Below are 19,210 nucleotides of genomic sequence, written 5' to 3'. Positions count from 1 at the left end.
GGGTCGGAATGAGAAAGCGCTGAGATCCCTGCGCAGCGCTACCCCTTCCTACCTGCGGAAACGCACAATCGACCGGGTGGATTCAGAGCGAACTGAGAGTTCCGGCTGACAGCGTGGCGGACCAGGACGGCAAGGAGGTACCCATGGTGACGACAGCGACCCCGCAGCGCGGCCGGCGGGCGGCGCCCGCCAAGACGCCGTTGCGCGAACTGGCCGCCGCCGCGCTGCCCGCCCTGGTCCCGGCGCTGATCGCCTGCGGGGCGCTCGCGGTGCTGGCGATCTGGTGGCGGGACACCTCGGCGGTGCGGGGCGCCGACGGCTGGCTCACCGGCGCCTCCCGGATCGCCGGGCTGCTCGCCGGGTACGGCGCGCCGGTGCTGCTCCTGCTGATGGCCCGGATACCGGTGCTGGAGCGGGAGGTCGGCGCGGACCGGCTGGCCCGCTGGCACGCCGTCGGCGGGCGGTACGTGGTGGGCCTGGTCACCGTGCACCTGGTGACGGTGATCTGGGGCTACGCGCTGACCGCGCACCAGAACGTGGTGTCGGAGACCGACGAGCTGGTCTTCCACTACCCCGACATGATCAAGGCGACCATCGGCACCCTGCTGATGCTGGGCACCGGCGCGGTCTCGGCCCGGGCAGCGCGGCGCAGGCTCAGCTACGAGGCCTGGTACTACCTGCACCTGGCCACCTACCTGTCGATCGCGCTGGTCTTCGCGCACCAGCTGGCCAACGGCGCCGACCTGGTCGAGGGCCCCGGACTGCTCGGCTGGTGGGTGCTCTACCTGGGCTCGTTCGCGGTGCTGGGCTGGTTCCGGCTGGCCCTGCCGTTCCTGCGCGACCGGCGGCACCGGCTGCGGGTCGCCGAGGTGCGGCCGGAGGCGCACGGGGTGGTCTCGGTCTTCCTCAGCGGGCGGCGGCTGGAGGAGCTGCGCTGCGAGCCGGGGCAGTTCTTCCGGCTGCAGTTCCTGGCCCCCGGGCTGCGCTGGTCGGCCAACCCGTACTCGCTCTCCGCGCCGCCGCACCCCCGGTTCCTCCGGTTCACCGTCAAGGACCTGGGCGCGCACAGCGCCGCGGTGGCCGCGCTGCAGCCGGGCGTGAAGGTGCGGGCCGAGGGCCCGTACGGCGCCTTCACCGCCCGCCGCCGGGTGGCCAGGGGCCGCCGGGTGCTGCTGATCGCGGCGGGGGTCGGGATCACCCCGATCCGGCCGCTCTTCGAGACCATGCCGGCCGGTCCCGGCGAACTCACCCTGCTCTACCGGGCGCGGCGGGCTGAGGACGTACTCTTCCGGGACGAGCTGGAGCGGGTGGCCGCCCGCCGCCGGGCCAAGCTGCACCTGCTGCTCGGCTCGCGGCGGGAGGCGGGCGATCCGTTCACGGCGGCGGGGTTGAACCGGTTGGTTCCGGGGTTGCGGGGGCACGAGGTGTTCCTGTGCGGGCCGAGCGAGCTGACCGAGTCGCTGGTGCGCGAGCTGCGCGCCGCCGGGGTCGCGCGGCACCGGATCCACCACGAGTCCTTCGTCTTCTGACGTCTTCCGGTCTTTTGAAAGGAGCATCAGCCGATGCGCCGATTCGTCATCACCAGCGCGGCCACCTCGGCCGGGATCATCCTGCTGCTCTCGCTGAAGCCGCACGGCAGTGCGTCGGCGCAGGGCATACCGGTGATCTCCTCGGACACGGGGGCGACTTCGAGCGCGGCACCGTCGTCGCCGTCCTCTGGTGCCTCGCCGAGCGCTTCCGCTTCTGCCTCCGCTGCGGCTCCCGGCACCCGCACCATCACCGGCAGCGCGGTCGACACCCGCTACGGGCCGGTGCAGGTGCGGATCACCCTGACGGGCGGCAAGCTCACCAAGGTCGACGTGCTGCAGTACCCGGTGGAGAGCGGGCGCGACCAGGAGATCAACGCCTACGCGATCCCGCAGCTCAACCAGGAGGCGATCCAGGCGGGCAACGCCACCATCGACAGCGTCTCGGGCGCCACGTACACCTCCGCCGGCTACACCCGGTCGCTGCAGAGCGCCCTGGACCAGGCCGGGGTGCACTGATGCTGCGTCATGCGGAGGAGGTGATGGGGACGGTGGTGTCGTTCGCGGTTCCCGGAGCCTCCTCGGCCGCGGTGCTGGCGGAGGCGATCGCCGAACTGCACCGGCTGGACGCGATGTTCTCGACGTATCGGGCGGGGAGCGAGATCAGCCGGCTGTCGCGCGGTGAGCTGACGATCGACCAGTGCGACCCGCTGGTGCGCGAGGTGCTGGCGCAGTGCGCCGCCGTCGCGGCCGAATCGGACGGCTACTTCAGCGAGTTGGCGGTGGACGGGTCGCTCGACCCCTCGGGCTGGGTGAAGGGCTGGGCGGTCGAGCGCGCCTCCGCCCTGCTGGCCCCTGCTCTCCCGAACCACACCATCTCCGGCGGCGGCGACGTCCGCACCCGCTCGGTGGACGGGCAGCGCCCTTGGCGGATCGGCGTGGCCGATCCGCAGCAGCCCGACCACCTGGTCGCCGTGCTGACCGCCACCCACGACTTCGCCGTCGCCACCTCGGGAACCGCCGAACGCGGCGCCCACATCCACGACCCGCACACCGGGCGCCCGGCTGCGGGGTTCCTCTCCGTGACGGTGGTCGGCCCCGAACTCGCGCGCACGGACGCATACGCCACGGCGGCGTTCGCCATGGGACCGACGCGCGCCCTGCCGTGGCTGACGGCGCTGCCCGAGCACGAGGCACTGGCGGTGCTGCCGGACGGTCAGCGGGTGGGCACCCCGGGGATCACGCGCTACCTGGGCTGAGCTGCCGGACCGGGCCGAGATCAAGCCAGCCCTCGGCTCTGGCGCTGAACAGTGGCGAGCACCACTCGAACGAGTGACGCTGCCACCGGAGCGTCAGCTGGCCCCGGCCCGTTCGGGTGTGCGAAGACTGGAGAGTGGACGACACGGTAACGAGCGATCAGGGGCACCCGCCGCACGCCGGTGCTGAGGGCGGCGGGCTCAGCACCCGGCTCAACTGGCTGCGCGCCGGGGTGCTCGGGGCGAACGACGGGATCGTCTCCACCGCCGGGCTGGTGGTCGGCGTGGCCGGGGCCACCGACTCGCACACGGCTCTCCTCGCCTCCGGACTGGCCGGGCTGCTGGCGGGGTCCCTGTCGATGGCGTCCGGCGAGTACGTGTCCGTGAGTACCCAGCGCGACTCGGAGCAGGCCGCCCTCGCCACGGAGCGGCGGGAGTTGGCGGAGCAGCCGGACTACGAACTCGACGAGCTGACCGGGCTGCTGGTGGACCGCGGCATCTCCCGCGAGCTGGCCCGGGAGGTGGCGGAGCAGCTCACCGAGCGCGATGCGCTCAGTGCGCACGCCCAGGTGGAGTTGGGGATCAATCCCGAGGAGATCGTCAATCCGTGGCACGCCGCCTGGGCGAGCTGCATCTCGTTCACCGTCGGCGCGCTGCTGCCGCTGCTGGCGATCGTGCTGCCGCCGGTCTCGCTCCGCGTTCCCGTCACCGTCGTGGCGGTGCTCTGCGCGCTCGTCATCACCGGGTGGGTGGGCGCACGGCTCGGTGGCTCGCCCGTGGGGCGGTCGGTGCTGCGGAATGTCGTCGGGGGTGGACTGGCGATGGCGGTCACGTACCTGGCGGGCACTCTGCTGGGCGCTGCCGGGGTGTGAGGTCGATGACGAAGCGCGGGAGCATCCGTCCCGGGATCGAACCCGACGGCGATTCGCCCTCCCGGCGGGCGCCCATCGCCGCGTAGAAGTCGGCGGCGTAGGGATCGGCGTCCACGGTGAGCCGCGGCAGGCCCTGAGATCGGGCCAGTTCCAGCAGCGCGCGGTAGAGCGCGCCGCCTACCCCCGTACCGATCGCGGACGGGTCGACGAAGAGCATGGACAGCTCCTCGCCCTCCAGCAGCCCGAACCCCACCGGCGCCCCGTCGCGCTCCGCGACCAGCGCCTGCCCGGCGGTCAGCCACTCCGGCCGCACCGTCAGCTCCGCCCGCACCGAGTCCAGGAACGCCTGGTCGTACCCCCAGTGCGCCTTGGAGCGCATCACCAGCTCGGTCAGCTCGGCGGCCTCAGCAAGGTGCGCAGCGCGGATGGTGTCCATCCGTCCACCGTCGCACAACGGACGACGCCCCCGCCTCCGGTTTTCCAACCGGAGGCGGGGGCGTCGGAAGATCAGCTGTTCGGCTTGCCCTTGTGGCTGTTCTTGGTGCCGAGCACCACCAGGCCGGCGATCACCGCGAAGGCCAGCAGCGGCAGCGCGACGTAGAGCCCGAGGGTCTGCGCGACGGACAGGCCCGGGCCCGGGTCGTCGCCGTCGTCCCTGGTCAGGGCGAAGGCGGGCGACGACATCAGCATCATCAGCGTGGCCGCTGCGGAGACCGCACCGGCGCGCATAGCGTTCCTCTTGTCCACGTTTTCCAAGGTACCGGCCTCTTACCAGGGGTCGCGCGGCGGGGTCGTCCTTCCGGGGCGGGCCAGCTGCTCGGCCACCGCGCGCGGCCCCGGGGCGGCCGCCAGCTGCTCCAGGGTGACCGGCCGCCCGCCCGCGTCGGCGACCGGGAGGCGCCAGTTCGGGTACTGGTCCCAGGTGCCGGGCAGGTTCTGCGGGCGCGGGTCGCCGACGGTGTCCGGCAGCCAGATGCCGAGCAGCTGGGCGGGCGTGGCGAGCAGGAACCGGTAGAGCGCCCGCTGGTCCAGCTCCTCCCCCGGCGCCAGCATGCCGAGCCGGAGCAGTTCGGCCCGCCAGTCGGCCAGCTCGGCGGCGGCCGCCTCCTGCTCCTCGACCAGCGGGCGGGCCAGCAGCCCGAGCTGGTGGCGCAGCATCACCTGCTCGCCGTTCAGCCGGGCGGCGGTGCTGGGCAGGTCATGGGTGGTCAGGGTGGCCAGGCAGCCGGTGCGCCAGCGCTTGGCGGCCAGCGGCGCGCCCTTGGCGCCCTCGCTGCCGGTCCAGTCCCGTTCGAACCAGAGCACCGAGGTGCCGAGCACCCCGCGCGCCGTGAGCTCCTCGCGGACGCCGGGTTCGACGGTGCCCAGGTCCTCGCCGATCACGGCGGTGCCGGCCCGGTGCGCCTCCAGGGCGAGCACGCCGAGCATCGCCTCGGCGTCGTAGCGCACGTAGGTGCCCTCGGTGGCGGGCCGGCCCTGCGGGATCCACCAGAGCCGGAACAGGCCCATCACGTGGTCGATCCGCAGCGCCCCGGCGTGCCGGGCGGCGGAGCGCAGCAGTTCGGCGAGCGGGGCGTAGCCGGCGGCGGCCAGCGCGTCCGGGCGCCAGGGCGGCAGGCCCCAGTCCTGGCCGTGCGCGTTGAAGGCGTCCGGCGGGGCGCCGACCGAGATGCCGGCCGCCAGGTGGTCCTGCAGCACCCAGGCGTCGGCGCCGCCGGGGTGCACGCCGACCGCCAGGTCCTGCACCAGGCCGATCGCCATGCCGGCGTCCAGGGCCGCCTGCTGGGCGCGGCCCAGCTGCTCGTCGAGCTGCCAGGCCAGCCAGCGGTGGAACTCCACCCGGCCGGCGAGCTCGGTGCGGGCGGCGGCGACCTGCGGGCTGTCGGGCCGGCGCAGGCCCTTGGGCCAGTGCGGCCAGTCGGGGCCGTGCTGCTCGGCCAGCGCGCACCAGGTCGCGTACTGCTCCAGCCACTCGCCCTCGCGCCGGACGAAGGCCCGGTAGGCGGCCTCCCGGCCGGGGCCGCGCGGGACGGTGTGCAGCAGCTCCAGCGCCTCGCGCTTGACGGTCCAGACGGCGTCCCGGTCGATCAGCCCGTCGTGCTCCAGCACCTCGGCGCGCAGCCGGGCGGCCCGCCGGGCGAGGTCCTCCAGCGCGGCCCGGTCGGTGCAGTGGGCGTACTCGGGGACGGCCTCGATCCGCAGGTGCACCGGGTCGGCGAACCGCCGGGTGGAGGGGCGGTACGGCGACGGGTCGGAGGGCACGCCGGGCGGCGCGGGCCGGGCCGCGTGCAGCGGGTTGAGCTGCACGAAGTCGGCGCCCAGGCCCGCCCCGGACCACTGGACCAGCTCGGTCAGGTCGCCGAGGTCGCCCATCCCCCAGGAGCGCTCGGAGAGCACCGAGTAGAGCTGGGCCAGGAAGCCCCAGCCGCGCCCGGGCAGCGGGGCCAGGCGGTCCGGCGCGACCAGCAGCACGGCGCTCTCGGTCCGGTCGCCGAGCGCCAGGCGCAGCCGGTGCCGGCCGAGCGGCAGGTCGGCGGGCAGCCAGTGCGAGCGGCCCGGCGTCAGCTGCCACTCGCCGCCGGTCTCCAGCTCCACGGTGAGCCGGGCGGTGGCGGGGACGTCGACCGCGGTGCGCCGGCCGGCCCGGACCACCAGGCAGGGCGGCAGCAGCCGGGCGGCCTGGGCGGCCCGGTGCCCGGCCAGCGAGCGCTCCACGGCCTCGGGGGTGGCGGCGTCCACGCCGAGTGCGGCGAGTACGGCGACCAGGGTGGCGGCCCGGACCGGGACCGGTGCGCCGTCGCCCGGATCGTAGGCGGTGTCCACGCCGTGGGCGTGCGCGAGGGCGGCCAGCCGGGGGCCGGGGGCGTCGCCGTCGGGCGCCGGTTCGGCGGCCGGTTCGGGGGCCGGTTCGGGGGCCGGTTCGGGTTCGACGGCCGGTTCGGGCTCGGCGCCGGTGGCACCTGAGGCGTCGTCATGGTGCTCGTCGGAGCGGTCGAGGTATGCGGCCAACGCGGTCTCCTACCGGTGCTCGGGGCGATGGACTGGGCGGGCGTTCGGTGGCTCCTACACCTACCCGGCCCACCGCCCCCGCACCCGCCGCAACGCGCCCTGACGACTCGTCGGACAAAGTCGGATCAAACGGTCATCACAGCAGGTCACATTGACAGTGACGCGTCCAACTGGTGGGCTTTGGGCGCGAGTCCCACCTGCTCTGCGGGGGGTCGGGGGCGGACTCGCAAGCCCCCTTGAGCCACCCTCGATCCGGCCGACTGTCCCCGGCCCTTGGAGGCCCCCGTGCAGACCAGTGTGTCTGCAGCCGCCGGACGGCGGTTGCGGCAGCAGCTCGAAGCCAGTCCCGCGCTGCGCGAGGTCCTGCACCATCCCGCCGTCGAGGCCACCCGCCGGGCCACCGCCCGCACCGCCCGGCTGGTCGCGCCGCGCACCGCGGACCGGCTGATCGCCGACCTCAAGGGCACCGAACCGCTGCTCGCCGAGGTCCGCGCCGAGCGGCCCGCCGGACCCACCGTCAGCGGCACCGGCACCGCCGAGGCGCTGACGGCGCGCCGGGCCGGCCTGCGGGTGGCCGCCACGCTCTCCGTCGCCGCCGTGATCGGCGGGCTGCTGGCCTCCGTGCCCGCCGCCGCGCTCGCCGCCCCCGCGGCCGCCGCCAGCGCCGTGCAGCTGCCGGCCGGGTCGCGCACCCCGCTGGGCTCGCTGACGGACCCCCAGGTCTACCCGAAGCCGCAGCAGCTGCGCGCCGCCGGCAAGCCCGTCGCGGTGCCCGCCGACGTCACCCTGGTGATCGGCGGCACCCCGGACCCGGCCACCCTCTCGGTGGTCCGCAAGGTGCTGCTGGACGCCGGCGCGGTCTCCATCCTCACCCCCGAGTCGCCCGCCCCCGCGCCCGGCGCGCTGCTGGTCTACGTGGACTCCCCGGGCCCGGGCGACTCCTCCGACCCGGCCGTCGCCCGGGCGCTGCACGACCTGGGCGCCGACTCCCCGGCCGGACTGCCGGACGGCGGCTACACCCTGGCGGTCGGCCAGCTGCCGGTGGCCGGCGGCAGCTACGGCGCGGTGGTGCTCTCCGGGGTGGACGCGACCGGCTCCTTCTACGCCGCGCAGAGCCTGCGCCAGCTGCTCGCCCCGGTGCCCGCGGGCACGGCGGCCCAGGGCAGCGGCGGCTACGGCTTCCCCGGTCTGACGGTGCGCGACTGGCCGAGCGGGGCGCTGGTGCGCGGCACCGCCGAGTCCTTCTACGGCACGCCGTGGAGCAGCGAGCAGCGGCTGGCGATGCTCGACTTCCTCGGCCGGACCAAGCAGAACTTCTTCCTCTACGCGCCCGGTGACGACCCGTACCGCCAGGACCAGTGGCGCGCCGCCTACCCGGCCGACCAACTGGCCGACCTGCGCTCGCTGGCCGACCGGGCCGCCGCCAACCACGTGACCCTGGGCTATGCGGTGGCGCCCAGCCAGAACTTCTGCTTCAGCTCGGCCGCGGACACCGACGCGCTGATCGCCAAGCTGGAGGGGCTGCGCGAGATCGGCTTCGGCGCCTTCCAGCTGCAGTTCGACAACGTCAGCTACGACGAGTGGCACTGCAGCGCGGACCGCCGCGACTTCGGCACCGGCCCGGCCGCCGCCGCCAGGGCCCACGCCCAGCTGGCCGCCGCCGTGCAGAGCCGGCTGATCGCCGCGCACCCGGAGCTGGCCGCGCTCTCCGTGGTGCCCACCGAGTTCCACCAGCAGGGCGCCACGCCCTACCGCACCGCGCTGGCCGCCGCGCTGCCCAAGGCGGTGCAGGTGGCCTGGAGCGGGATCGGGGTGATCCCGGGCAGCATCACGGCCCAGCAGACCACCCGGACCGGCGCGCTCTTCGGGCACCCGCTGGTCACCATGGACAACTACCCGGTCAACGACTCCACCCCCGACCGGCTCTACCTGGGCCCCTACGCCGGCCGCGACCCGGAGGTGGCCACCCGCTCGGCGGTGCTGCTGACCGCCGGGATGCGCCAGGCGGCCGCCTCCCAGCTCCCGCTGGCCACCGCCGCCGACTACGCCTGGAACCCGACCGACTACCAGTCCGACGCCTCCTGGCAGCACGCGCTGCGCGAGCTGGCGGCCGAGGCCGCGCCGGCCCGCAGCACCGACGCCGGCCCGGCGCTGGCGGCGCTGACCGCGCTGGCCGGGAACAGCACCTCCTCGCCGCTGTCCAGCGCCGAGTCCGGCTACCTGACCCCGCTGATCGCCGCATTCTGGGCCGCCCTGCAGCCCACCGGCGGCAGCGCCGACCTGGCCCGGCTGCAGCAGGCCGCCGACCCGCTGCGGGCCGCCTTCGCCACCATGGCGGGCGCGCCGGACGCGCTGCGCGGCAACGACACCGGGGCCGGCGCCGGGATCGGCGGCTCCACCCTGCTGGCCGAGACCGGGCCCTGGCTGAACCGGCTGAGCACCTACGGCCGGGCCGGCGAGGCCGCGCTGGACATGCTGCTGGCCCAGCACAAGGGCGACGGCGCGGGCGCCTGGCAGGCCCGGGTGACGCTGCGCCGGCTGCGCGACCAGCTGGCCGCCGCCGGGCCGGTGACGGTCGGCGCCGGGGTGCTCGGCCCGTTCCTGGACAAGGCGCTGCAGGCCGCGGACAGCTGGTCCGGGGTCAGTGCCGGCGCGCTCAACCCGACCAGCAGCATGGGCAGCGCCAACGGGCACGGCCCGTCGCTGATGACCGACGCTGCGCCGGACACCTTCTACTGGAGCTCGGCCCCGCCGCAGCCGGGCGACTCCTTCGGGGTGGACCTGGGCGACGGGCGCCCGGTCGGCACGGTGACGGTCCTGATGGGCGGCTCGGACGGCGCGGACCGGACCGTGGTGCCGGGCAGCGACGAGGCCGCGGCCGCCGACGACTACCTGCACGACGGGGTGCTGGAGTACTCCACCGGCGACGGCAGCTGGCACCAGCTCGCGGTGCTGCACGACCAGAAGACGGTCACCGCCCAGCTGCCGCCCGGCGCCGTGGTCCGGGCCGTCCGGCTGCGCGCCACCAGGACCCAGCAGACCGCGGTGGCGGTGCGCGACTTCGCGGTCGGCGCGCCGGACGCCGGCAAGCCGCAGGTGACCGGCGGCCCGGCCGCCGCGCCCGGCTCCTCGGCCGCCTCGGTGCTGGACGGCGACCCGGACACCGCCTTCCGGGCCGCCGCCGCGCCGGCCGCCGAGGACGCCCCGCTGACCGTGCAGCTGAGCTCGGTCCGGCCGCTGGACCGGCTGACCGTGCTGACCGACCCGACCGTGCACGCCACCGCCACCGTCTCGGTCCAGCACGCGGACGGCGGCTGGGTGCCGATCGGCACCGTCAACCCGGGCTACAACGAGCTGCCGGCCGGCGGCCAGCCGACCGGCGCGATCCGGCTGGCCTGGCAGCCGGGCGGCGACGCCCCGGTGGTCAACCAGATCGTGCCCTGGTACGCCGACACCCCGGTGGCCCGGTTCTCGCTCTCCGACCAGCAGCTGGACGTGGTGGCGGGCGCCGCCTCGCCCGCGGCCACCCAGGCCGTGGTGGACGCGGTCCGCCCGGACGGCGCGACCGGCGAGGTCCGGGCCGCCGCCCCCGCCGGGGTGGCCGGCATCACCGTCTCGCCCGCGCCCGCCCAGGGCCAGCCGGGTGCGCCGGTCAGCGTGCCGCGCGGCGGCCGGGCCGGCACGGCGGTGCAGGTGACCGCGGCGGCCGGCACCCCCTCGGGCACGTACGAGGTGCCGGTGGACTTCGTCTCCGGCCAGGTGACGCTGCACCAGGTGCTGAAGGTGCACGTGGTGCCGCCGACCGGCGGCCCCGACCTGGCGCCCACCGCCACCGCCTCCTCCTCCGGCAACGAGACCGCGAAGTTCCCGGCCTCGGCGGTGAACGACGGCGACCCGGCCACCCGCTGGTCCTCCCCCGCCGCCGACAACGCCTGGGTGCAGCTGCAGCTGCCGCAGCCGGCCCACCTGGGCCAGGCGGTGCTGCACTGGCAGGAGGCCTACGCCGCCTCCTACCAGCTGCAGACCTCGGCCGACGGGGTGAACTGGACCACGGTGGCCACCGTCGGCAACGGCCACGGCGGCACCGAGACGGTGCGCTTCGACGCGCCGGGCGCGCTCTACCTGCGGATGCAGGGCGTCAGCCGGGCCACCAAGTACGGCTACTCGCTGTACGGCATCGAGCTGTACGCGGTCGCCGACCCGACCCCGCCGGTGCCGGCCCCGCCGGCCGTGCCGCCGGTCGGAGTGCCGGTGCCCACCCCGACGCCGGGCGGGGTGCCGACGCCGCTGCCCAGCCCGTCCGCGACCTCCGCGCCGACGCCGGCCGGCGGCCCGATCCCGTCGCCGAGCCCGACCGCGCCGGCCCCGAGCCCGACCGCGGGCCCGCCCTCGCCGTCCGCCGCGCCCTCGCCCGGCCGCACCGGCACGGCGACGCCCACCGCGGGGCAGTAGAACGCCGGTGGGCCGGCGGCGCGCCCTCGCGGAGGGTGCGCCGCCGGCCCATGAGGCTACCGGGGTACTGCGGCCTTGGCTGGTCAGGCGGTGAGCGTCTCGGGCTCGCCGCGGTGGACGGGGCGCGACCGGCCCAGCGGAACGGGGGCGCCCGCTTCACCGGTATGGTCGTGGTGTTCGAAGTCACGGAACTGGTCCGTGCCGCCGTACGGCTCCAGGTAGGGCCGCCAGCGCGGGTCCTTGATCCCGGTTCCGATGATGCGCCAGGCGAGCCCGCTGGGCGGGGCCGGAGGTCGCTTCATCCGCCACCCGAGCTCGGTCAGGTGGCGGTCGGCCTTGACGTGATTGCAGCGGCGGCAGGCCGCCACCACGTTGTCCCAGCGGTGCTGGCCGCCGCGGCTGCGCGGGATCACGTGGTCGACGCTGGTCGCGGCGGCCCCGCAATACACGCAACGCCCGTGGTCACGGGCGAACAGTGCGCGGCGGGTGAGCGGTACTGGTCCGCAGAACGGCACCCGGACGAACCGGGTCAGCCGCACCACGGAAGGCGCCGTAACGGCGCTGGTGGCGCTGTGCATAGTGACACCCGAGTCCTCCAGGCTGACCGCCTTGTGGTTGAGGACGAGGATGAGGGCGCGGCGCATCGATACGACGCCGAGTGGCTCGTAGGACGCGTTGAGGACCAGGACATGCGGCACGGATGCCTCCTTGGACGCCTGCGGCGCGTGGCTCGCGCCGGGACGAGCGGATGACCGCGCATCTCTGCGCGATCACCCCCAGTGTCGCCTTACGAGTTTGTACGGCGCCACCACTACCGGGTAACGGGCGGACGCGGGTTCGGCGGACGCCCGTGGTACTGCCATCTATGCCCAGACCTGCGCCTTGGCGCACTCGAACGCTCGCTAGGCTGGCGTCCGAACGTGTCGTGACCATCAGGAGGGCTCCACCGTGACCGATGTCACCTCCAGTACCCGGGAGGCGGCCGGCTGGCTGGACGCCAACTGGCAGGCCTGGCTCGACGGGCTGCTGCGGATCGTGCTGGTGGTGCTGCTGGCCCTGGTGCTGCGGGCGGTGGTCCGCAAGCTGATCGACCAGTTCATCCACCGGATGGCCCGGGAGGCCGAGCACTCCGACAACGAGACCAGCAGCCGGCTGGGCGGGCTGCTGGTCAACACCGAGCGGCGGCTGCAGCGCTCGGCGGCGATCGGCTCGGTGCTGCGCAGCGTGGCCTCGTTCGGGATCATGGGCACCGCCTCGCTGATGGTGCTCTCCCAGATAGGGGTGGACCTGGCCCCGCTGCTGGCCAGCGCCGGGGTGGCCGGGGTGGCGCTCGGGTTCGGTGCCCGCAACCTGGTCACCGACTTCCTCTCCGGGGTCTTCATGATCATGGAGGACCAGTACGGCGTCGGGGACGAGATCGACATGGGCGTGGCCAGCGGCACCGTGCTGGAGGTCGGCCTGCGGGTGACCAAGCTGCGCGGGGGGGACGGCGAGATCTGGTACATCCGCAACGGCGAGGTGAAGCGGATCGCCAACATGAGCCAGGGCTGGTCCACCGCCAACGTGGACGTCCAGGTGGGCTACCGCGAGGACCTGGGCCGGGTGCAGGAACTGATCCTGGCCAGCGCCGAGGCCTTCGCCAAGGAGTCGCCCTGGGACGAGCTGCTCTGGGAGCCGGTCACGGTGCTCGGGGTGGAGTCGGTCTCGGCGGACACCGTGGTGCTGCGGGTGCAGGCGAGGACCATGCCGAGCAAGGCGCAGCTGGTCGCCCGGGCGCTGCGCGGGCGGCTGAAGGCGGCCTTCGACGAGGCCGGGATCAAGCTCAAGGAGGAGGCCGGGCCGGCCCCGAAGGCGGTCACGACCCCCGACGCCCAGGCGCCCTCGGCGCTGGCCGACCCCTCCTCGCTGCGCTCGCTGGCCAGCCGGCCGATCCCGCCGCCCTCGCCGGAGGAGCAGCAGGCCTTCAGCAAGCTGCCCTGACCCACCGGGACACGCCCCACCGAGCCCCGCCCGCCGCCTCCGCGGCGGGCGGGGCTCCGGCTTTTCCCGGCGCGCGACGCATTGACACCCCCGGAATTGTTAGTAAAGTTTCCAATCGTCAGGAGTTGGCAGCCGCGCGGCCGGACGGAGGAGGATGCGCACGTGACCGACGCCTCCCCCACCCCCGTGCCCCGCCCCGGCACCCCCAGCCGACTGCGCGCCATCAACGACCGCGCCGCGCTGGACCTGCTGCTCGCCCAGGGCCCGCTCTCCCGGACCCGGATCGGTGCCCTCACCGGCCTCTCCAAGCCCACCGCCTCCCAGCTGCTGGCCCGGCTGGAGACCGCGGGACTGGTCGTGCCGGTCGGCACCACGGCCGGCGGCCCCGGCCCCAACGCCCAGCTCTACGAGGTGAACCCGGCCGCCGGCTACGTCGCCGGACTGGACGTGACGACCACCCAGATCCGGTTCGCCGTCGCCGACATCACCGGCCGCACCCTGGCCGAGCACCTGGTGCCCACCCCGGGCCGGCAGGCCGCGGGCACCCTGGAGCGGGTCACCGACGGCGTGGCCGCCGTGCTGGACCGAGCCGGCCTGGCGCCCGGCAGCCTGAACCGGGTCACCATCGGCACCCCCGGCGCGCTCGACCCGAACACCCAGAAGCTGCGCTATGCCGCCCACCTGCCCGGCTGGCACGAGCCCGGCCTGCTCGACCGGCTGACCGCCGCGCTCGGCACCCCGGTCGCGATCGAGAACGACGTCAACCTGGCCGCCGTCGCCGAGCAGGTGCTCGGCTCGGCCCAGGGCAGCTCCGACTTCGTGCTGCTCTGGGCGGAGGAGGGCATCGGCGCCGCGATCGTGCTCGGCGGCCGGCTGCACCGCGGCCACACCGGCGGCGCCGGCGAGGTCGGCTACATGCCGGTGCCCGGCGCCCCGCTGGTGCGCAACGTGCGCCGGGAGAACTCCGGCGGCTTCCAGGAGCTGGCCGGTGCGGCCGGCGTGCTGGCGCTGGCCCGGCAGCACGGCCTGACCGCCCGCACCGCCGAGGCGGCGATCGCCAAGGCACTCGACACCCCCGGCCCCGGGGACGGCTTCCTCACCGAACTGGCCCACCGGCTCGCCACCGGCCTGGCCGCCATCGTCGCGGTGATCGACCCGGAGCTGGTGGTGCTCTCCGGCGGCATCCCGACCGCCGGCGGCCGGCGGCTGCGCGACCTGGTGCAGGACGAACTGACCGGCCTGGCCGTGCCCCGCCCCCGGCTGCTCAGCAGCACCGTGCCCGGCTCCCCGGTACTGCACGGCGCGCTGCAGCGGGCCCTCGGCGAGGCCCGGGAACAGGTCTTCACCACCGCATAGCCCCACCAACCGCCCACCCACACCCGACAGGGGTCGCAGCTGATGTCTCTGAAACTCGCCATCGTCGGCGGCGGATCCACCTACACCCCCGAGCTGATCGACGGTTTCGCGCGGCTGCGCGACACCCTGCCGATCGCCGAGCTGGTGCTGGTGGATCCGGCCGCGGACCGGCTGGAGCTGATCGGCGGCCTGGCCCGGCGGATCTTCGCCAAGCAGGGCCACCCGGCCGCCGTGCGCACCACCACGGACCTGGACGCGGCGGTGGCCGGCGCCGACGCGGTGCTGCTGCAGCTGCGGGTGGGCGGGCAGGCGGCCCGCAACGAGGACGAGACCTGGCCCCTGGAGTGCGGCTGCGTCGGCCAGGAGACCACCGGCGCCGGCGGCCTGGCCAAGGCGCTGCGCACCGTGCCGGTGGTGCTGGACATCGCCGAGCGGGTGCGCCGGGCCAACCCGGACGCCTGGATCGTGGACTTCACCAACCCGGTCGGCATCGTCACCCGGGCGCTGCAGACCGCCGGGCACAAGGCGGTCGGCCTGTGCAACGTGGCGATCGGCTTCCAGCGCAGGTTCGCCGCCCACCTGGGCGTGGCGCCCGAGCTGGTCCGGCTGGACCACGTCGGCCTCAACCACCTGACCTGGGAGCGCGGCGTCACCCTGCTCGACGCGCCGGGCTCGCGCACCGGGCGCGAGGTGCTGCCCGAGCTGCTGGCCGGCTTCGGCACCCAGATCGCCGAGGACCTGCACCTGCCGCTGCCGCTGGTCCGCCGGCTCGGCGTGGTCCCCTCCTACTACCTGCGCTACTACTACCAGCACGACACGGTGGTCGCCGAGCTGCGCGAGCAGGGCTCGCGGGCCGCCCAGGTGGCCGAGATCGAGCGGCAGCTGCTGGAGCTGTACGCGGACCCGACCCTGGACACCAAGCCGGAGCTGCTGGGCAAGCGCGGCGGGGCCTTCTACTCGGAGGCCGCGGTGCAGCTGATCGGCGCGCTGCTCGGCACGGCGGGCGGCTCGGACGTGCAGGTGGTCAACACCCGCAACGACGGCATCCTGCCGTTCCTGCCCGACGACGCGGTGATCGAGGTGCCGGCCGAGGTGGACGCCGCCGGGGTCCGCCCGCTGCCGCAGCGCCCGGTCGAGCCGCTCTTCGCGGGCCTGATCGCGCACACCACCGCCTACGAGCAGCTGGCCCTGGAGGCCGCGCTCAAGGGCGGCCGGGAGCGGGTCTTCGAGGCGCTGCTGGCCCACCCGCTGGTCGGCCAGCTGGACCGCGCCGAGCAGCTGACCGACTCCCTGCTCGCGCACAACAAGCAGTACCTGGCCTGGGCCTGACGGTCCGTCACACCACCGCACTCACCCCAGGGGAACCCCATGGAGCAACTGGCCGGCGTGCTCGCCATCGACGCGGGCAACAGCAAGACCGACGTCGCGCTGGTCGCCGCCGACGGCACCCTGCTCGGCACCGCCCGCGGCGGCGGCTTCGCCCCGCAGCTGGACGGCCCGCGGGCGGCCGTCGACGGGCTCGCCCCGCTGGTCGCCGCCGCCGCGGCGGCCGCCGGGCTGCCCGCGGACCGGCCGCTCGCCGCCCAGTTGCAGGGCTGCCTGGCCAACGCCGACCTGCCGGTGGAGGAGCAGGCACTGGAGGCGGAGCTGGCCGACCGCGGCTGGGCGCTGCAGACCGCGGTCGCCAACGACACCTTCGGGCTGCTGCGGGCCGGCACCGACGGGCCGCGCGGGGTCGCGGTGGTCTGCGGGGCCGGGATCAACTGCGTGGGGCTGCTGCCGGACGGGCGGACCGCGCGGTTCCCCGCGCTCGGCGCGCTGACCGGCGACTGGGGCGGCGGTGGCGGCCTGGCCACGGCCGCGATGTGGCACGCCACCCGGGCCGAGGACGGGCGCGGGCCGGCCACCGGGCTGGCCCCGGCGATCGCCGCCCGGTTCGGCCTGCCCTCGGCCACCGCGCTGGCCGAGGCGCTGCACCTGGGCGAGCTCGGCCGGGAGCGGCTGCACGAGGTGGTGCCGGTGCTCTTCGACTGCGCGCGGGACGGCGACCCGACGGCGCGGCGGCTGGTGGACCGGCAGGCGGAGGAGATCGCGCTGCTCGCCGAGGTGGCGATGCGCCGGCTCGGGCTGCTGGACGAGCCCACGCCCGTGGTGCTCGGCGGCGGGGTGCTGGCGGCCGGTCAGCCGCTGCTGCTGGAGAACCTCCACCAGCGGCTGCGGCGGATCGCCCCGCTCGCCGAGCCCCGGATCGTCACCGCTCCCCCGGTACTCGGCGCGGCCCTGCTCGGCCTCGACCGGCTGGCCGCCCCGACCACCGCGCACGCCCGGCTGCGGACCGCCTACGAGCGGCTGGCGGTGGCGACCGCGGCCTGATGGAATCGCCCCCGGTGGCGGCCCATGGGCGGAATACTGGAGTCCGTGGGCGTAGCAGAGCTGAGGGGTGCGGACATGGCCGCTGGGCCGCGGGAGATCTTCGAGCTGTTCCGGGCCAACCTGCTGGCCGGCGAGCCGGCGCTGGCCGACGAGCACTGGGCGGCCGACGCCGTGGTGGAGTTCCCCTACGCGCACGAGGGCCGGCCGCAGCGCGCCTCCGGGGCGGCCGGGCTCTGGGCCTTCGCCACGGCGGCCCGGCCCGCGCCGGTCGAGGAGTTCCGGGTGCGCGCGCTGCACGGCACCGCCGACCCGGAGGTGCTGATCGCCGACTACGAGCTGGCCGGGGGCGGGCAGCGGGCCGTCTCGGTGCTGATGCTCCGGGTCCGCGGCGGGCTGGTCCGGCACTGGCGCGAGTACCAGGACGTGGCCGTCCCGGCCTGACGGCGCCTCAGGCCAGGACGGGCTCCCCGACCGGCTCCGGCTCGCGGACGGCCAGCTCGCGCACCGAGCGGTCCGCCAGCGCCGCCACCGTGGCCAGCAGGATCAGCCCGGCCGAGCCGAGCAGGGTGGTCCGGGTGCCGATCCGGGCCGCCAGCGGCCCGGCCGCCATCTCGCCCAGCGGCAGCGCCAGGAACGAGCCGAGCGCGTCGAAGGAGTAGACCCGGGCCAGCCGGTCGGCGGGGATGTTCTGCTGCAGCGACAGGTCCCAGGCCACGCCGAAGAACTCCATCGCGAAGCCGGTGGTGAACATCGCCGCGGACAGCACCAGCACCCCGGGCCGGGCGGCCAGCGCCAGCGAGGGCAGCGCCATGGTGAGCACGGCGGCGACCCCGACCAGCAGCGCCCGGCGCAGCGCCAGCTTGGCCACCAGCAGGCCGGCCGCCACCGCGCCGACCATCGGCACCGCCAGCACCAGGCCCCAGGCGGCCCGCCCGATCGTCGCGTCGGCCACCCCGGGGCCCAGCACGGTGACCGCGCCGGACTCCGCCGCGTTCACCACCAGGAACTGCAGCACCACCACCCAGACCCACCGGTGGGCGATGAACTCCTGCCAGCCCTCGCGCAGTTCGGCGATCGGCCGGGAGCGCTCGGCGGGCCGGGCGGTCGCGGGCAGCCGGGCCGCCAGGTAGCAGAGCGCGGCGGCCAGCAGCACCGCGCCGTCCAGCGCCAGCGCCCAGCCGCCGCCGACCACCGCCACCAGCGCGCCGCCCAGCGAACTGCCCACGATGAAGCCGGCGTTGCTGCCGAGGCGCTTGACGGCGTTGGCCGCCAGCAGCTCCTCGGCCGGGACCGTCTCGGGCAGCAGCGCGGCACTGGCCGGCAGCGAGAGCGCGGCCAGCACGCCGTTCACCAGGCTCAGCCCGATCAGCAGCGGCAGCGAGGCGAAGTGCGCCAGCACGGCGAGCGCCAGCAGCCCCTGGCTGACCGCCGAGGCGACCGTGGTGCCCTGCAGGATCAGCCCGCGCCGCACCCGGTCGGCCAGCACCCCGCCGAAGAGCAGCGCCGCCACATTGGCCAGCGAGCGGGCGCCCACCACCAGGCCCAGGTCGGTCAGCGACCCGGTCAGGTCCAGCACCGCGAAGGAGAGCGCCACCGGTGCCAGCGCATTGGCCAGCGTGGCCAGGCTGCGCCCCACCACCAGGCGGCGGAACGTCAGTCGGCGCAGCGGGGCGAGGGTGGCGGTCATCCGACCAGCCTGGCCAGCGGCCGTAGGTGCGTCAACGGATTATCGGGGCCGGCGGCCCGGTCCGGGCGTCAGTCCTGGTGCTCGCGGCGGCGCCGGCGCCAGAGCCAGACCCCGAGCCCGACCAGCACCAGCACGGCGACCAGCACCGCGAGCGCCGTGCCGACCAGGTGCTCCACCCTGGCGTAGGCAGCCCCGGCGAGGAACCCGAGCAGGGTGAAGCCGACGCCCCAGAGCACGCCGCCGGCCACGTTGAAGGTCAGGAACCGGCCGTACGGCATCCGCGAAACGCCCGACAGCGTGGGCACCAGCGCCCGGAAGAGCGCGACGAACCGGCCGAAGAAGACCGCCGTCGGCCCCTTCTCGCGGATGAACTCCTGCGCCTTGCCGATCCTCGCCTCGTGCCGCACCGCCAACCGGGTCCGCAACAACGCCGGACCGAACCTGCGCCCGACCGCGTACCCCACCGAGTCCCCGAGCACCGCGGCCAGCACCACGACCGCCATCATCACCGGCAGGCTCACCCCCCGGTGCGCCGCGGCGATCGTCCCCCCGAGCACCGCCGCGGTCTCCCCGGGCAGCACGAACCCCACGAACAGCGCGTCCTCGGCGAAGACCAGCCCCGCCACCACGGCGTACACCACCGGCCCGGAAAGCCCGGCCAGCCAGCCGGTGATCGACCCCACCGCGCGACCCCTTCCA

16 protein-coding genes are annotated in these 19,210 nt (G+C 75.4%); 10 read left to right on the top strand and 6 right to left on the bottom strand.

Features of this window, described 5'->3' with window-relative positions; translation table 11 throughout:
* Positions 1 to 143 precede the first annotated feature (143 nt).
* From ACFYNO_RS25300 to ACFYNO_RS25285, 4 genes are all read left to right on the top strand, one after another.
* Positions 144 to 1,529 (top strand): ferric reductase-like transmembrane domain-containing protein, encoded by a 1,386-nt coding sequence (locus ACFYNO_RS25300; RefSeq protein ID WP_388016705.1) that lies wholly within the window; start codon positions 144 to 146, stop codon positions 1,527 to 1,529.
* Between the two features lie 33 nt (positions 1,530 to 1,562).
* On the top strand, positions 1,563 to 2,045 hold the full coding sequence (locus ACFYNO_RS25295; protein ID WP_388016702.1) for an FMN-binding protein: 483 nt from the start codon (positions 1,563 to 1,565) through the stop codon (positions 2,043 to 2,045).
* Positions 2,045 to 2,785 carry an FAD:protein FMN transferase gene (locus tag ACFYNO_RS25290; RefSeq protein WP_388016699.1) on the top strand — a complete coding sequence of 247 codons (741 nt, stop codon included), beginning with the start codon at positions 2,045 to 2,047 and terminating at the stop codon, positions 2,783 to 2,785. The genes ACFYNO_RS25295 and ACFYNO_RS25290 overlap by 1 nt, the downstream gene beginning before the upstream one ends.
* A 134-nt stretch (positions 2,786 to 2,919) precedes the next feature.
* Complete coding sequence (locus ACFYNO_RS25285) at positions 2,920 to 3,654, top strand: VIT family protein (RefSeq protein ID WP_388016696.1); 735 nt, start codon at positions 2,920 to 2,922, stop codon at positions 3,652 to 3,654.
* Here the strand turns inward: ACFYNO_RS25285 and ACFYNO_RS25280 are convergent.
* The 3 genes from ACFYNO_RS25280 to malQ form a co-directional block, all read right to left on the bottom strand.
* Positions 3,611 to 4,090, bottom strand: coding sequence for a GNAT family N-acetyltransferase (locus ACFYNO_RS25280; RefSeq protein WP_388016693.1), 480 nt, complete (start codon positions 4,088 to 4,090; stop codon positions 3,611 to 3,613). The genes ACFYNO_RS25285 and ACFYNO_RS25280 overlap by 44 nt on opposite strands.
* Positions 4,091 to 4,161: 71 nt before the next feature.
* Positions 4,162 to 4,410 (bottom strand): hypothetical protein, encoded by a 249-nt coding sequence (locus tag ACFYNO_RS25275; RefSeq protein WP_388016690.1) that lies wholly within the window; start codon positions 4,408 to 4,410, stop codon positions 4,162 to 4,164.
* A gap of 12 nt (positions 4,411 to 4,422) precedes the next feature.
* Positions 4,423 to 6,663 (bottom strand): 4-alpha-glucanotransferase, encoded by a 2,241-nt coding sequence (gene malQ / locus ACFYNO_RS25270; RefSeq protein ID WP_388016687.1) that lies wholly within the window; start codon positions 6,661 to 6,663, stop codon positions 4,423 to 4,425.
* Between the two features lie 285 nt (positions 6,664 to 6,948).
* Here malQ and ACFYNO_RS25265 point away from each other — a divergent pair, with 285 nt between their 5' ends.
* Positions 6,949 to 11,115 carry a beta-N-acetylglucosaminidase domain-containing protein gene (locus tag ACFYNO_RS25265; RefSeq protein ID WP_388016684.1) on the top strand — a complete coding sequence of 1,389 codons (4,167 nt, stop codon included), beginning with the start codon at positions 6,949 to 6,951 and terminating at the stop codon, positions 11,113 to 11,115.
* An 83-nt stretch (positions 11,116 to 11,198) separates the two neighbouring features.
* Here ACFYNO_RS25265 and ACFYNO_RS25260 read toward each other — a convergent pair whose 3' ends face one another.
* Positions 11,199 to 11,813: an HNH endonuclease gene (locus ACFYNO_RS25260; RefSeq protein WP_388016681.1), complete on the bottom strand. Its 615-nt coding sequence runs from the start codon at positions 11,811 to 11,813 to the stop codon at positions 11,199 to 11,201.
* A gap of 250 nt (positions 11,814 to 12,063) precedes the next feature.
* Between ACFYNO_RS25260 and ACFYNO_RS25255 the strand changes: the two genes are divergently transcribed.
* From ACFYNO_RS25255 to ACFYNO_RS25235, 5 genes are all read left to right on the top strand, one after another.
* Positions 12,064 to 13,095, top strand: coding sequence for a mechanosensitive ion channel family protein (locus tag ACFYNO_RS25255; protein ID WP_388016678.1), 1,032 nt, complete (start codon positions 12,064 to 12,066; stop codon positions 13,093 to 13,095).
* A gap of 162 nt (positions 13,096 to 13,257) precedes the next feature.
* Entirely contained in the window at positions 13,258 to 14,451 is a 1,194-nt protein-coding gene (locus tag ACFYNO_RS25250) for an ROK family transcriptional regulator (protein WP_388016675.1), read from the top strand.
* Between the two features lie 48 nt (positions 14,452 to 14,499).
* Positions 14,500 to 15,780, top strand: a complete 1,281-nt coding sequence (locus ACFYNO_RS25245; RefSeq protein WP_388016834.1) for a 6-phospho-beta-glucosidase — start codon at positions 14,500 to 14,502, stop codon at positions 15,778 to 15,780.
* A gap of 39 nt (positions 15,781 to 15,819) precedes the next feature.
* A complete protein-coding gene (locus ACFYNO_RS25240) occupies positions 15,820 to 16,824 on the top strand; it encodes an N-acetylglucosamine kinase (protein WP_388016672.1) in 1,005 nt (334 codons plus the stop codon).
* Between the two features lie 75 nt (positions 16,825 to 16,899).
* The gene (locus ACFYNO_RS25235; RefSeq protein WP_388016669.1) at positions 16,900 to 17,265 is read left to right on the top strand and encodes a nuclear transport factor 2 family protein; all 366 of its coding nucleotides are present in this window, start codon (positions 16,900 to 16,902) and stop codon (positions 17,263 to 17,265) included.
* A 7-nt stretch (positions 17,266 to 17,272) separates the two neighbouring features.
* Here ACFYNO_RS25235 and ACFYNO_RS25230 read toward each other — a convergent pair whose 3' ends face one another.
* On the bottom strand, positions 17,273 to 18,511 hold the full coding sequence (locus ACFYNO_RS25230; protein ID WP_388016666.1) for an MFS transporter: 1,239 nt from the start codon (positions 18,509 to 18,511) through the stop codon (positions 17,273 to 17,275).
* A gap of 68 nt (positions 18,512 to 18,579) precedes the next feature.
* On the bottom strand, positions 18,580 to 19,194 hold the full coding sequence (locus ACFYNO_RS25225) for a DedA family protein (protein WP_388016663.1): 615 nt from the start codon (positions 19,192 to 19,194) through the stop codon (positions 18,580 to 18,582).
* Between the last annotated feature and the right edge of the window lie 16 nt (positions 19,195 to 19,210).

It is taken from the genome of Kitasatospora sp. NPDC006697, from assembly GCF_042869935.1.
In the GTDB taxonomy this organism is placed as follows: domain Bacteria; phylum Actinomycetota; class Actinomycetes; order Streptomycetales; family Streptomycetaceae; genus Kitasatospora.
The sequence above is the reverse complement of the archived record's forward strand: the minus strand, read 5'-3'. Positions and strand labels throughout refer to the sequence as shown.